We start from the raw sequence: 15,193 nt of genomic DNA, 5'->3' as shown, positions 1-15,193 counted from the left end.
GATGTTGCGATCAACGTAAGTCGGCCTGTTCTGAATTTCGAGAATATGGGCTTTGAAGCCCATTTTTTTTTGCCATTTTGGTATGAAGGGGTGTCGTGAAGGATCAGCAGGTTATTTCTGCAGAGCTGGAAAACTTGGGTTACACGCTAGTGGAAATTGAGCGTGAAGCCGGAGGATTGCTGCGCGTCACGATTGAAAACCCAGATTACGAACGCTTGATTTCCGTTTTGGATTGCGAGAAGGTAAGTCATCAACTGAGCTACACATTGCCAGTTGAAAACATCCCTTACGAGCGTTTAGAGATTTCATCTCCAGGATTGGATCGTCCAGTAAAGAGTGCCGCTGATTATGAGCGCTTTGCCGGTATGCAAGTAGATTTGAAGTTGCGTGTTGCCGTTGGTAACCGTAAGAATTTTCGTGGTGAGTTGCAAGGTTTGCTGAGTGGTGAATTGAATTCACCAGATGCAAAGTTTGGTTTGGTATTTGAGGGTGCTGATGGTCAGCCTTCTCAATTGGAGTTCTCTTTAGCCGAGGTCGATAAGACTCGGTTGGTCCCTGTTATTGATTTCAAAGGAAGAAAGTCATGAGCCGAGAAGTTCTCATGTTGGCAGACGCGTTAGCGCGTGAAAAGAACGTTGATCAAGCGATCGTATTCGAAGCGTTGGAGATGGCTTTGGCCTCTGCGACCAAGAAGCGCTACGCTACAGAAGACGTGGATATCCGCGTTTCAATTGATCGCGAAACTGGTGAATATGAAACCTTCCGTCGTTGGTTGGTTGTTCCCAACGAAGCAGGTCTACAAGAGCCAGATAAAGAGATTCTGCAATTTGAAGCTCAAGAGCAACTCGCTGACATGGAAGTTGGCGACTATATCGAAGAGCAAATCGAATCTTTAGCCTTCGGTCGTATCGGTGCACAAGCTGCTAAGCAAGTCATCTTGCAACGTATCCGTGATGCAGAGCGCGAACAGATTTTGAACGACTACCTTGAGCGTGGCGAAAAAGTCATGACCGGTACCGTTAAACGTGCAGACAAGAATGGTTTGATTATTGAATCAGGTCGTGTTGAAGCGTTGCTGCGTCGCGATCAAATGATTCCAAAAGAGAACTTACGTTCTGGTGACCGTGTACGCGCATACATCCTTAAGGTGGATCGTGAAGCACGCGGCCCACAAATCGAACTCTCACGTACTTGCCCAGATTTCTTGATCAAGTTGTTTGAGAATGAGGTTCCAGAGATGGAGCAGGGCTTACTAGAGATCAAAGGCGCTGCCCGTGATCCTGGTGTGCGCGCAAAGATTGCTGTGATTACTTATGACAAGCGTATCGATCCAATCGGTACTTGCGTTGGCGTTCGTGGTACACGTGTAACTGCAGTTCGCAACGAAGTTGCCGGCGAAGCAGTTGATATCGTATTGTGGTCTGAAGATCCAGCTCAGTTTGTGATTGGTGCTTTGGCTCCAGCTCAAGTGTCTTCTATCGTGGTTGACGAAGAACGTCACGCAATGGACGTTGTAGTGGATGAAGAAAACTTGGCAATCGCGATTGGCCGTAGCGGACAAAACGTTCGTTTGGCGAGCGATTTGACTGGTTGGCAGATCAACATCATGACTCCTGAAGAGTCTGCTGAGAAAACTGAAAAAGAAGCTTCTTCCGTGCGCCAGTTGTTTATGGACAAGTTGGATGTGGACCAAGAAGTGGCTGACATCTTGATTGAAGAAGGTTTCAACACATTGGAAGAAGTGGCTTACGTGCCATTATCTGAAATGTTAGAGATCGATTCATTCGATGAAGATACTGTGAATGAGTTGCGTACTCGTGCGCGTGATTCCTTGTTGACTATGGAGTTGGCAAAAGAAGAGCGCATTGGAGAAGTTTCACAAGACTTACGCTCCTTAGAAGGAATGACAACAGAACTGATTGCTAAGCTTGCTGACAATCAAGTTCATACCCGTGACGACCTTGCTGAACTAGCTGTTGATGAGCTGGTTGAGGCGACACAAATTGACGAAGAAACTGCGAAAACGCTCATCATGAAAGCGCGCGAACATTGGTTTACTTCATGAGAGGAAGTAGTGCATGGCAACAACAGTAAAAGTACTCGCTAAAGAATTAAAACGTACCGCGCCCGACCTCTTGGAGCAATTGAAGGCGGCCGGTATCGAAAAAGGTTCTGAGGACGACAGCATTACCGAGAAGGACAAAACTGTCCTTCTCGAGCATTTGCAAAAAGCACATGGCAGCGCAGATACAGGCGCGCGTAAGAAGATCACTTTAATCAAGCGTGAGAGTTCAGAAATTCGTCAAGCAGACTCTGCTGGACGCACTCGTACCGTACAGGTTGAAGTTCGTAAAAAGCGTGTGTTGGTTAAAGCGGGCGATAAAGCTCCTGAGGCAGAAGCACCGGAAGCCGCTCCAGCAAAAGTAGAAACTAAAGCCGCACCAGCTAAACCAGTTATTTCTGAGGAAGAGTTAGAAAAACGCGCAGCCGAGGCAACACGCCAAGCTGAGTTATTGGCTCGTCAAGAAGCAGAAATGAAGGCTGCTGAAGAGGCGCGTCAAAAAGAAGTTGCTGCTCCTGTAGTTGCTAAAGAAGCTACCCCGGTTGATGAAGCGCCGGCTGCTGCTGCAGCTGCTGCGGAGAAAAAAGCAGCGACAGATAAAGCTGCTAAGGATTTGGCTGCAACTAAAGAAAAAGAATTAGCGGATATTCGTGTTCGTCGTGCCGCTGCTGAAGCCGAAGCTTTAGCAATTCGCGACATGATGAGTGCTCCTGCTCGTGTTCTGAAAGCGCCAAGTGAAATTGCTGCTGAAGAAGCGAAAAAAGGTACTTTGCACAAGCCTGCAAAGGTTGAAGGTGCTGATGACAAGAAGAAGGCTGTTGCTAAAGTTGGTGGCAAGACTATTAAATCTTCTGAGACCTCCTCTACTTGGCAAGAAGAAGGCGCCAAGAAACCTGGCGGCCTCAAGACACGCGGTGATTCATCCGGCGGTGTTGGTGGTTGGCGTTCAGGCGGTGGCCGCAAGAAACAGCGTCAAATCGCTGAAGCGAACGTTGATACCAACTTCCAAGTACCAACAGAAGCTATTGTGCGTGATGTTCACGTACCAGAAACGATTACTGTTGCTGAGTTAGCTCATGCAATGGCGGTGAAGAGTGCAGAAGTGATTAAGTTGTTGATGGGTATGGGCCAGATGGTCACTATTAACCAAGTGCTCGATCAAGATACAGCGATGATCCTCGTTGAAGAGATGGGCCATAAAGCCTTTGCAGCGAAATTGGATGATCCAGATTTAGATTTGGGTACCGATGGCCACGATGCAGAGTTGTTGCCACGTCCTCCAGTTGTAACTGTGATGGGTCACGTTGACCACGGTAAGACTTCTTTGCTCGATAAGATTCGTGCAGCTAAAGTGGCTACTGGTGAAGCTGGCGGTATTACTCAGCACATCGGTGCATACCACGTAGAAACACCACGCGGCATGATTACATTCTTGGATACTCCGGGTCACGAAGCCTTTACGGCAATGCGTGCTCGTGGTGCTAAGGCAACCGATATCGTGATCTTGGTAGTAGCGGCTGATGACGGCGTAATGCCGCAAACTAAAGAAGCGATTCACCATGCGCTTGCAGGTGGCGTTCCTATTGTTGTGGCTATTAATAAGATTGATAAGCCAGAAGCCAATTCAGAGCGCGTTAAAACTGAATTGGTTGCAGAGCAAGTGGTTCCTGAAGAATACGGTGGCGATGTGCCATTTATTCCAGTATCCGCAAAAACAGGTGAAGGCATTGACGCCCTCCTTGAAAACGTTTTGTTACAAGCAGAAATTCTTGAGCTGAAAGCACCTAAAGATGCTCCAGCTCAAGGCTTAGTAATTGAAGCACGTTTGGATAAAGGTAAGGGCCCTGTTGCAACCATATTGGTTCAGTCAGGCACACTCAAACGTGGCGATATGTTGTTAGCGGGCTCAACCTATGGTCGCGTTCGCGCCATGTTGGATGAAAACGGTAAGCCATGTAATGAAGCAGGCCCATCGATACCAGTAGAGATTCAAGGCTTAGGGGATGTTCCAGCTGCTGGTGAATCAGTGCAAGTAGTTCCTGATGAGCGTAAGGCTCGTGAGATTGCACTTTTCCGCCAAGGAAAGTTCCGTGACGTGAAGTTGGCTAAACAGCAAGCATTCAAGCTTGAAACCATGATGGAAAACATGGAAGAAGGCGCAGTTGAAGCTAAGTTGTTACCGTTGATTATTAAGGCTGACGTGCAAGGCTCTCAAGAAGCTTTGGCTCAATCGTTAATGAAACTTTCTACTCCAGAAGTTAAGGTTCAAATTGTTCATGCAGGCGTTGGTGGCATTACTGAAACTGACGTGAACTTGGCTGTTGCATCCAAAGCGGTTATTTTTGGATTCAACTCCCGCGCAGATGCTGCAGCACGTAAGTTAGCTGAGAACAATGGCGTAGATATTCGTTATCACAACATTATTTATGACGCTGTAGACGAAGTGAAATTAGCCTTGAGCGGTATGTTGACACCAGACAAGAAAGAAGAAATCACTGGTCTCGTTGAGATCCGTCAAGTCTTCTTGGTATCTAAAGTTGGCGCGATTGCGGGTTGCTTGGTAGTTGACGGTATCGTCAAGCGTACTTCAAGCGTCCGTCTCCTCCGTGACAACGTGGTTGTTTGGAGTGGTGAACTAGACTCTCTCAAGCGCTTCAAAGATGATGCTAAAGAAGTTCGTGCTGGTGTCGAGTGCGGCCTGTCACTAAAAGGCTACAACGATATTAAAGAGGGCGATCAGCTTGAGGTATTTGAAGTAACTGAAGTGGCTCGTTCACTCTAAGCAAGATGCACAAGACTAGTCCGCATCGTAACCAGCGTCTCGCCGATCAAATTCAGCGAGACCTGGCTGAGCTTATTCCGCGCGAGTTGCGCAGTCCGAGTTTGGGTTTGATTACTTTGCAAAGTATTGAGCTCACACCAGACTTGGCACACGCTAAAGTGTTCTTTACAGTTTTAGGTGCTGAACCTGAACATGCCCTAAAGGCACTTCAAGAAAAAGCAGGGTATTTGCATTCATTATTGTTTAAGCGTTTGCATATTCATACTGTTCCTACATTGCATTTTCACTATGACAGCTCAGTTGAGCACGGCATAGAGATGTCTCGATTGATCGATCAAGCCGTGGATAGTGACCGCAGTAGCGATCGCAGCGATCAAGCAGACGAGACGAAGTAATTCATGTCCATCAGAATCGACGGCGTCGTGCTACTAGATAAACCTGCTGGAATGAGCTCTCAAGGTGCGGTTACTGCTGTCAAGCGCGCCTTTAATGCCGACAAAGCTGGTCATACGGGCACTTTGGATCCGATGGCAACCGGTTTGCTTCCTATTTGCTTAGGTGAAGCAACTAAATATTCACAAGACTTGCTCGAAGCTAATAAAACTTACATCGCACAAGTAAAGTTTGGCTCACGCACTGATACTGGTGATGCTGAAGGTCTCATTATTGAAGAATTGCCTTTGCCTGTATTTGCAAGCGAAGCAGAAATCAAAACTGTACTCGATGCCTTGCTCTCGAAATTTACGGGTCCGATTTCTCAAGTGCCGCCTATGTATTCAGCGCTTAAGCGTGATGGTAAGCCTTTGTATGAATATGCTCGTGCAGGTGTTGAATTAGAGCGCGCTCCACGCGATATCACGATTCACTCTATTCGTTGGACCAATATTGCTTGGCCAGAAGCCACTTTAGAGGTGAGCTGCAGCAAAGGAACCTATATTCGCGTATTAGCCGAAGATATTGGCAATGCTTTGGGGTGTGGCGCCCATTTAGTTGGCCTACGCCGTACTGAGGTTGGACACTTGAATCTTGAGCAATCTTTTACGATTGAATCGATTCAGAGTGGCTTGAAAAATACTGCTGACTATATTTTGCCGGTTGACGCGCTCTTACAAACTTTGCCCCATTTAACAGTGGATGAGCAACAGGCTAAACGTCTTGAGATGGGACAACGTGTGCCACTCAATCTACCTTCCATCGAAGCATTGGTACGCATCTATCGCGCTACTGCTGCTCCTCATAACTTTATTGGTACTGCTGATTGGCGCTCTGGTGTTTTACATCCAAAGCGTTTGATTTCGCAGGCACATTAAATATCCATAACTTATAACCCTTTTACTTATCTTTAACTTTAGAAGCTTCACATGACTAAACGCGCACTTCGTAACATAGCAATCATCGCCCACGTTGACCACGGTAAAACTACTTTGGTTGACCAACTCTTGCGCCAATCTGGCACATTCCGCTCCAATGAAAAAATGACCGAACGCGTCATGGACTCAAACGACTTGGAAAAAGAGCGTGGTATCACCATTTTGTCCAAGAATTGTGCTGTTGAATATGACGGCACACATATCAACATCGTTGATACCCCAGGACACGCTGACTTCGGTGGTGAAGTAGAGCGCGTTCTCTCTATGGTTGACGGTGTATTGCTTTTGGTTGATGCTGTAGAAGGCCCAATGCCACAAACCCGCTTTGTAACTAAAAAAGCCTTGGCTTTAGGTTTGAAGCCAATCGTAGTGATTAACAAAGTTGACCGCCCAGGCGCACGTACCGATTACGTCATCAACGCAACCTTTGAGTTGTTTGACAAATTGGGTGCCACTGAAGAGCAGTTGGACTTCCCAGTGGTGTACGCATCTGGCTTGAATGGTTATGCAGGTTTGACTGACGATGTACGTGAAGGCGATATGCGCCCATTGTTTGACACAGTGTTAAAGCACGTACCAGTTCGTGATGACAATCCAGAAGGTCCATTGCAATTGCAAATTACCTCTATTGAATACAGCACATACGTTGGTAAGATCGGCGTAGGCCGCGTGAACCGTGGAACTGTTAAGCCTTTGATGGACGTTGTGTTTATGGACGGTCCTGATGGCGCGCAACGTAAAGGTCGCATTAACCAGGTATTGAAGTTCCGTGGCTTAGAGCGTGAGTTGGTTGACGAAGCACAAGCAGGCGACATCGTGCTAGTTAATGGTATTGAAGATCTAGCGATTGGTACAACAATCTGTGCACCAGATGTTCCAGAAGCATTGCCAATGCTCAAGATTGATGAGCCAACATTGACCATGAACTTCATGGTGAACACTAGCCCATTAGCTGGTCGTGAAGGTAAATTTGTAACTAGCCGCCAAATTCGTGAGCGTCTTGACCGCGAATTGAAGTCCAACATGGCTTTGCGCGTTAAAGAAACCGACGACGACACTGTATTTGAAGTTTCTGGCCGTGGCGAATTGCACCTCACTATCTTGGTGGAAACAATGCGTCGTGAAGGTTACGAATTGGCCGTTTCCCGTCCACGCGTTGTATTCCATGAAGAAGATGGCGTGAAGATGGAGCCGTACGAGAACTTAACAGTTGACGTTGAAGATACTACTCAAGGCGCCGTAATGGAGGACTTGGGTAAGCGTAAAGGTGAATTGCTCGACATGGTGAGCGACGGCAAAGGTCGTACACGTCTTGAGTACCGTATTCCAGCTCGTGGTTTGATCGGCTTCCAAGGCGATTTCATGACCATGACTCGCGGTAACGGTTTGATGAGCCACACATTTGATTCTTATGCACCAGCTAAGGACGGTATCTTGGGTGAGCGTCATAACGGCGTATTGATTAGCCAAGATGATGGCGAAGCAGTTGCTTACGCATTGTGGAAGTTGCAAGACCGCGGTCGTATGTTTGTAAGCCCTGGTGATCCTTTGTACGAAGGTATGGTGATCGGTATTCATAGTCGTGATAACGACTTAGTGGTTAACCCAATTAAAGGTAAGCAATTAACCAACGTTCGCGCTTCTGGTACTGACGAAGCGGTACGCTTGGTAACGCCAATCGCAATGAACTTGGAATACGCAGTTGAGTTTATTGATGACGATGAATTGGTTGAAGTAACGCCGAAGAGTATTCGTATTCGCAAGCGCTACCTCAAGGAGCATGAGCGTAAAAAAGCATCACGCGAGTAATCTCGCTCAAGCCGCACAACAAAAGTCACCTCCGGGTGGCTTTTGTTCTTCATTGAAATCAGATTTCTAAACAATTAACTATTTATAGTTAAAAATCCATTAAATAAATAGACATACATGCTGCCATCCATTGAACAACGTCTTGCCCAAGAACTTTCCGCCAAACCTGCACAAGTAGCTGCAGCTATTGCCCTAATGGATGAGGGTGCCACCGTACCGTTTATCGCTCGTTACCGTAAAGAAGCGACTGGTGGTTTGGATGACACACAATTGCGCTTGCTGGAAGAGCGCCTAAGTTATCTGCGTGAGCTAGAGGATCGCCGCAAAACCATCGTTGCCTCTATTGAAGAGCAGGGTAAGATGACACCCGATTTACTCAAGGCCATCATGTTGGCAGAAGATAAGACTCGCTTGGAAGACCTCTACCTGCCATACAAGCCTAAGAGAAGAACCAAGGCGCAAATCGCATTGGAAGCTGGCTTGGAGCCATTGGCAAATGATCTTTTGACTAATCCAAATTTAGATCCTGAAGTCGAAGCCGCTAAATATCTTAAGGAAGCATTTCAGGTTGATGGAACTGATAACCCTGGAGTCTCTGATACCAAGGTCGCTCTTGAAGGTGCACGTCAAATATTGATGGAACGTTTTGCTGAAGATGCATCATTAGTCCAGTCTCTCAGGGAGTACCTACAAGACCATGGCGTAGTTGAATCTAAGGTGATTGCTGGCAAAGAACAAGAGGGTGAGAAGTTTGCGGATTACTTTGATTACTCGGAGCCGATTAAAGCGATTCCATCGCACCGCGCCTTAGCCTTATTTAGAGGTCGTCGCGAACAGATGCTGATGGTTAATTTACGTTTAGATTCCGAAGAAGAAAAGCCAAAGTGGGATTCACCGCATAATCCTTGCGAAAACCGTATTGCTAATCATTTCAAGATCAAAAATGAGGGTCGCCCGGCTGATGTTTGGTTGGCTGATACCGTTCGCTGGACTTGGCGTATTAAGTGCTCCCTGCATTTGGAGTCAGAACTCATGACAGCGCTGCGTGAGCGCTCAGAGACTGAGGCGATTAATGTATTTGCTCGAAATCTTAAAGACCTTCTACTAGCGGCGCCTGCTGGTCCACGTGTCACCATCGGCCTTGACCCTGGTATGCGTACCGGCGTGAAGGTAGCAGTAGTCGATGCAACTGGCAAGGTAGTGGATACCGAAGTCATTTACCCACATCAACCCAAAAATGATTGGGCGGGTTCATTACATACCTTGGCAAAGTTAGCCGAGAAGCACAATGCCACTTTAATTTCGATTGGTAACGGTACCGCATCGCGCGAGACGGATAAATTGGCGCAAGAACTCATTAAAGCCAAACCAGAACTCAAGCTCACCAAGATTGTGGTCTCAGAAGCGGGCGCATCCGTTTACTCAGCATCAGAGTACGCTTCAAAAGAATTGCCCGGCATGGATGTCTCTTTGCGTGGCGCTGTATCTATCGCTAGAAGACTTCAGGATCCATTGGCTGAATTGGTGAAGATCGATCCTAAATCGATTGGGGTAGGTCAGTACCAGCATGATGTCATGCAAACCCAGTTGGCTAAATCATTAGTAGCAGTAGTTGAGGATTGCGTAAATGCAGTTGGTGTGGACGTGAATACCGCTTCAGCACCACTTCTAGCAAGGGTTTCTGGTTTGAGCTCTACAGTGGCTGAGGGTATTGTGGCTTACCGTGATAGTAATGGTGCATTTAAATCGAGAGCAGATCTCAAGAGTGTTCCGCGCCTTGGCGAAAAGACCTACGAGCAAGCGGCTGGATTCTTGCGCATCATGAATGGCGATGATCCATTAGATGCCTCTGCAGTTCATCCTGAATCTTATCCTTTGGTAGAAAAGATTCTGAAGGATATTAAGAAAGGCGTAAAGGAAGTGATTGGTGATGCTGGCTTGCTGAAGTCACTTTCACCAGAAAAGTATGCTGATGGTCAATTTGGTCTGCCTACTGTTACTGACATCATTAAAGAATTAGAAAAGCCAGGCCGCGACCCACGTCCTGAATTTACTACCGCGACATTTAAAGATGGTGTCGAGAAAATAAGCGATCTCAAAACAGACATGATTTTAGAAGGCGTAGTCACTAACGTTGCTGCCTTTGGCGCCTTTGTGGATATTGGCGTGCATCAAGATGGCTTGGTCCATATTTCAGCGCTTTCCAATACCTTTGTAAAAGATCCGCATAGCGTAGTTAAAGCGGGGCAGGTAGTGAAGGTTAAGGTGCTGGAAGTGGATGAAAAGCGTAAACGCATCGCGCTAACGATGCGTTTGACAGATGAGGCCCCAAGAGACGGTGCGAAAACTGAGCAAAGAAGCCCTAATCGCCCTAAATCAAGCGAACCCAGAAAGCCGCAAGAGGAAAGAAGGCAAGCGCCCCCAATAAATAATGCTATGGCGGCTGCCTTTGGCAAGCTTAAGAAATAATGATTTATTAGAGATTTTTTCCCCGCTGGGGTGTCAAATTCTCTAAAATATTGCTTTGTATGTTTAACCACGAATGACAAGGATTACCGTGAAAATGTCCCAATCTATTTTCCGTATTGCAGCAATTTCGCTGTGTGCTTTAGGCGTCGGCATTTCTGCTGCAAAAGCAGCTGATTTCCCCGGGGATCGCCCAATTACTTTGGTAGTGCCTTTTTCTGCTGGTGGTCCAACCGATAAAGTCGCTCGTGAACTTGCTTTGGCAATGGGTAAACAGCTCAAAGGCCAAGTGATCGTGGACAACAGTCCTGGTGCGGGCGGCACGATTGCCGCTAAGCGCGTCATCAATTCGAAAAATGATGGCTACACATTATTGATTCATCACATTGGCATGTCTACCGCCCCAGCTTTGTACAAGAATCTGGGCTTTGATCCAATGAATGACTATGAGTATGTTGGCCAAGTTGCTGACGTACCGATGATCTTGGTGGGGAATAAAGATCTGCCTCCTAAAAACTATCAGGAGCTTCTTCCGTACATGAAGGCAAACGTAGGCAAGATTGCTTATGCTAATGCTGGGGTAGGTTCTGCAAGTCACTTGTGCGGATTGCTATTTATGAGCCGTATTCAGTTGGATTTGACAACCGTTCCATACAAAGGCACTGCGCCTGCTTTAACTGATTTGATCGGCAATCAAGTGCAATTGATGTGTGATCAAACAACCAATCTCTCAGGTCAGCTTGCTACCAATGCAGTGAAGCCTTATGGCACAACTACAATGCAGCGGATCAAGGCATTTGACAAGATCCCAACCCTGAACGAGCAGGGCTTGAAGAACTTTGAAGTGAAGGTTTGGCATGGTGTATACGCTCCAAAGGGTACGCCTAAAGCAGAGATGGATAAGTTAGCCAAAGCATTGCAAGGCGCTATTCAGGATCCGCTCTACAAACAACATATGGCCGAGCTGGGTGTTGAGATTCCATCACAAGCAAATGCCACTCCAGAAGGCTTGAAGAAGCATCTGAAGGCGCAGATTGATTTATGGACACCAATCATCAAAGCTGCAGGTATTTACGCAGACTAAGATGTGAGTAGCTTGGTCTCTAAATAAGAAAACCGCCTTCGGGCGGTTTTTTATTGGGCTAACAATATTTATTCCTGAATAGGCATCACTGTGACCGCTACCTCTAACGTATGGTCTGCTCCACCATGGATTACTCCACGGATAGGAGAGACATCAGAGTAATCTCTACCCTGAGCTAGATGAACATAATCTTCTCCAGGAGTTCCATATCCCCAGCGATTATTGGTTGGGTCTAGATCACACCAAATACCCTTACCTAGAATGCCATTTTCATCTATGCTGGGAACATAAACTGATGCCCAAGCATGTGAGGCATCTCCACCAATCAGTCTTGCTTGACCGGGTGCGGGATTTGTCAGAATGTAGCCGCTGATATATTTTGCTGGAATGCCGATACTGCGAAGTGATGCAATCAGAATATGAGCAAAGTCTTGGCATACGCCTTCGCGTTTATTTAATGCCTCCAGCGCAGGCGTGTTGATATCAGTACTTTTGCTAACGTAATGAAATTCACTATAGATGCGTTTCATCAAATCAATTGCCGCATCTAATATGGGCCTACCGGCCGTGAAATTGGCTCTCGCAAATTCTGAAAACTCTGGACGTAGGGTGACGAATGGAGATGTGAATAGAAATTCTGAGGCTGCATCCCACTTGGTGTTTGAGTGATAGCGGAAATATTCACGAACTTGTTCCCAGGCGGCAGTTTCCTGTGGCTTGGGGCCGTAAACAACCCTAGAAGTTTCAATTAACGACTTGGCGGTAATTAAAAGCTCGCTGTGTCTGTTTTGGAGCGAGAAAAAGGTGCAAACATTGCCATAGCTATCTTGATTTTCTTTACTCCAAGAGGGTCTAGGATTTACTTGAACTTCTGTTTTTAGTACTCGCTGGGTCTCTAGATCTGCCGGTTTGAGATGAGCAAAATGTTGTGCAATCTCAACATTAGGATCGTATGAATAATGGGTATCGTGGGTAATTTCTAGTAACATAATTTGCGCATTACATTTGGATACTGTATTCATTGGAGTGAATCAGATTAAAATAGCGTGCGCTAATTTCATCAGAAACATTCCAGGCGGACTGCGAGCAATTGCGCAAACAATTTCTGAGATCCGATAGATTACCAAAGCCATCAGCCGTAGATAGTGAAAACAAGTCGTAATCCAGTAAGTTAATGACGCTACGGGTGAGCTCATCAGGATTATTGCGTTCGGTACCCGCTAGCTTTGATAGGCGAGCTCTAAGCGTCTTGCTAACCCAAGCAAGTGATCGTGGATTTTCATCATCCATAACAAGTAAGCTAATTAAGGGAGCGATTTCCCGGCTTTGTTGATGCTGTGCATGGAAGGTGATGGTGCTATCAAATAAATTGAGTAGGGCGGTATAGCCTGAACTATCGACATTTGGATTGTTCAGTAAGCCAGAGGTGATGGCTGAATCTAAAGCATTCGTCAGAAAGGCAAGTCTCTCGATATGCCGACCAATAGAAAGTAGTTGCCACCCATCATCGCGTGTCATACGGTCAGTTTGTGCACCAGTGATCGCAGCTAAGCAGCTACTCGCGCCATTTAAAGCATCGATAGCGAGCGAGGTAGAAAAATCATTAAAGGTGCTGGCTTTATGGCAATCTGCTTGAAATTGCTCGATGCAATGATTGATCGTGCTCCATTGCTCGGTAGAGAGTCGTTCTCTTACATTAGAGGCAGTGCGCTTCATGGCTTGAAGGTTATAGCCCACACTGGTAACGCCATCGCTAGCATTGAGAGAGCTAATTAAAGTGCGCTCAAAAATTCGGTGACGCATATCACTCTGATCAAAATTGCTTGGAACACCTTCAGGCACAATTCCGTAGTAGTGGCATAGATTTTCTAGCCAAGACCACAGTGAGCGGGAAGGGGTGTATTCACTATTAATATTTTCAAGATAGAGCTTAGCCAAGCGCAGAATATTTTCACTGCGCTCGGTGTAGCGCCCAAACCAATAGAGATTCTCGGCGGCGCGGCTGGTAACTAAGCGCTTACGCATCACTTTTTCAGGAGCTTGTATCGGATGCTGCGGTAGTTGCCCTTGCTCTTGGGCGGGCTGCGGGCTTTGAACCCATACATCTGCACTACTACCGCCCCGTTGCATCGAGGCAATACCTGAGTCAGTACTGGCGATACGGGCAAGTCCACCAGGCAATACTTGCCAGCTGTTAGGGCCATCGCTTAAGGCAAAGACACGCAACACATAAGAATGAGGCTCAATCAAAGAGGCATCATTGAGATTAAAAGCATTTAACCAAGTTGGCATTTGTGCCAATGGAATATAGGTTTGTACTGTGTGATCATCTGGCTGGCGCGTAATGCGGCCTACCCATTCATCTAATTGGGCCTGATTCAGATCGCAACCTAGGGCGGATTCATAGCTTTGATGGCCCGTGCCATTCGGATAGGTTGGCTTAATAGCACTATGCCCTAAATTTGGAATAGCAGCCTCTAGTGCAGCGCGTTCACCGCACCACCAAGTATCCATTGCTGGAAGCTGAACTTTTTCATTGAGAAGTCGCTCACTAATCGCCGGTAAGAATCCTAATAGAGCAGGAGATTCAAGGAAGGCTGAGCCAGGAGCATTTGCCAACACAACATTACCGGCACGTATCACTTGCAATAGGCCGGGGACACCTAGGGTGGAGTCGGAACGCAGTTCTAATGGATCTAAAAATTCATCATCTAAACGTTTGAGCAAAATATGTACAGGCTCTAAACCGCGTACTGTTTTTAAAAATAAATGTTGGTCACGTACGGTTAAGTCACCACCTTCAACCAGAGTTAGGCCGAGATACCGAGCGAGATAAGCATGCTCAAAGTAGGTTTCGTTATAGGGACCTGGTGTGAGTAGTGCGATATGCGCGTTTGCACCTGCTGGGCTTTCAAGCTTTAATGCATCGATTAAGTCTCTATAGGCATTAGCTAGTGGGGCAATCTGCATGAGTTCATATGCTTTGGGAAATTGCCTTGCGATAAGATTGCGATTTTCCAAAAGATACCCAAGGCCAGAAGGTGCTTGGGTGCGTTGAGATAGCACTGACCATGATCCATCAGGCGCTCTTGCTAAATCAAAAGCCATGATGTGAAGATGTTTTCTGTTATTAAGCTCGACACCATGCATAGAGCGCAAATAACCAGGATGCCCATGGATTAATGCCGGAGGAATCCATCCTTCCTTCAGTAAATTTTGCGGGCCATATATGTCAACCATGATGGCTTCAAGTAAACGCGCGCGCTGCAAAACTCCAGACTGAATTTTTTGCCAAGAATCAGGATTAATAAGGAGTGGAAATAAATCTACCGACCAAGGGCGCTGCGGACCAAACTCATCGGCATAGACGTTATAGGTAATACCGTTATCCCGAATCTGCCTATTGAGTTCTTGGGTGCGTTGATCGAGATCGCTTAAACCAGCGGAGCCAAGGGATTCAAAAAAAGTTTGCCACTGGGGCAGTAGAGACTTTGATTCCCCTCGCAACTCATCAAAATGTCCCTCTTTAGGCGTGGGTGAAAGACGATTGATATCCTCCACCAGGGAGGGGTTGCTGACGTCTTTCAAAGAATGGGTCTGATGGTTGTCCACAAACTATT

The 15,193-nt window shown here is 46.6% G+C and carries 10 protein-coding genes; 8 read left to right on the top strand and 2 right to left on the bottom strand.

The window, feature by feature from the left end; genetic code table 11:
* Nucleotides 1-95: 95 nt before the first annotated feature.
* The 8 genes from rimP to ICN18_RS05790 all read left to right on the top strand — a co-directional run bounded on the left by rimP (nucleotide 96) and on the right by ICN18_RS05790 (nucleotide 11,573).
* Entirely contained in the window at nucleotides 96-587 is a 492-nt protein-coding gene (gene rimP / locus ICN18_RS05825; protein WP_216189570.1) for a ribosome maturation factor RimP, read from the top strand.
* Complete coding sequence (gene nusA, locus ICN18_RS05820) at nucleotides 584-2,065, top strand: transcription termination factor NusA (protein WP_215346624.1); 1,482 nt, start codon at nucleotides 584-586, stop codon at nucleotides 2,063-2,065. Before rimP ends, nusA begins: the two co-directional genes overlap by 4 nt.
* Before the next feature lie 13 nt (nucleotides 2,066-2,078).
* Entirely contained in the window at nucleotides 2,079-4,844 is a 2,766-nt protein-coding gene (infB, locus tag ICN18_RS05815) for a translation initiation factor IF-2 (RefSeq protein WP_216189569.1), read from the top strand.
* A 5-nt stretch (nucleotides 4,845-4,849) separates the two neighbouring features.
* On the top strand, nucleotides 4,850-5,239 hold the full coding sequence (rbfA, locus tag ICN18_RS05810) for a 30S ribosome-binding factor RbfA (protein ID WP_216153831.1): 390 nt from the start codon (nucleotides 4,850-4,852) through the stop codon (nucleotides 5,237-5,239).
* Nucleotides 5,240-5,242: 3 nt separating this feature from the next.
* On the top strand, nucleotides 5,243-6,154 hold the full coding sequence (truB, locus tag ICN18_RS05805) for a tRNA pseudouridine(55) synthase TruB (protein WP_216189567.1): 912 nt from the start codon (nucleotides 5,243-5,245) through the stop codon (nucleotides 6,152-6,154).
* A 51-nt stretch (nucleotides 6,155-6,205) separates the two neighbouring features.
* A complete protein-coding gene (gene typA, locus ICN18_RS05800) occupies nucleotides 6,206-8,023 on the top strand; it encodes a translational GTPase TypA (RefSeq protein ID WP_216189566.1) in 1,818 nt (605 codons plus the stop codon).
* Nucleotides 8,024-8,140: 117 nt separating this feature from the next.
* On the top strand, nucleotides 8,141-10,492 hold the full coding sequence (locus ICN18_RS05795; RefSeq protein ID WP_216189565.1) for a Tex family protein: 2,352 nt from the start codon (nucleotides 8,141-8,143) through the stop codon (nucleotides 10,490-10,492).
* A 94-nt stretch (nucleotides 10,493-10,586) separates the two neighbouring features.
* Complete coding sequence (locus ICN18_RS05790; protein ID WP_216189563.1) at nucleotides 10,587-11,573, top strand: tripartite tricarboxylate transporter substrate-binding protein; 987 nt, start codon at nucleotides 10,587-10,589, stop codon at nucleotides 11,571-11,573.
* Nucleotides 11,574-11,641: 68 nt separating this feature from the next.
* Here ICN18_RS05790 and ICN18_RS05785 read toward each other — a convergent pair whose 3' ends face one another.
* Together ICN18_RS05785 and ICN18_RS05780 are read right to left on the bottom strand one after the other, a co-directional pair.
* Nucleotides 11,642-12,595: a transglutaminase family protein gene (locus ICN18_RS05785; protein WP_369411873.1), complete on the bottom strand. Its 954-nt coding sequence runs from the start codon at nucleotides 12,593-12,595 to the stop codon at nucleotides 11,642-11,644.
* Nucleotides 12,573-15,185: a circularly permuted type 2 ATP-grasp protein gene (locus tag ICN18_RS05780; RefSeq protein ID WP_216189562.1), complete on the bottom strand. Its 2,613-nt coding sequence runs from the start codon at nucleotides 15,183-15,185 to the stop codon at nucleotides 12,573-12,575. Before ICN18_RS05780 ends, ICN18_RS05785 begins: the two co-directional genes overlap by 23 nt.
* Nucleotides 15,186-15,193 lie beyond the last annotated feature (8 nt).

Origin of the sequence: Polynucleobacter parvulilacunae, from assembly GCF_018881715.1 — a bacterium.
GTDB lineage: Bacteria > Pseudomonadota > Gammaproteobacteria > Burkholderiales > Burkholderiaceae > Polynucleobacter > Polynucleobacter parvulilacunae.
This window is presented reverse-complemented; position numbering and strand designations above follow the sequence as displayed.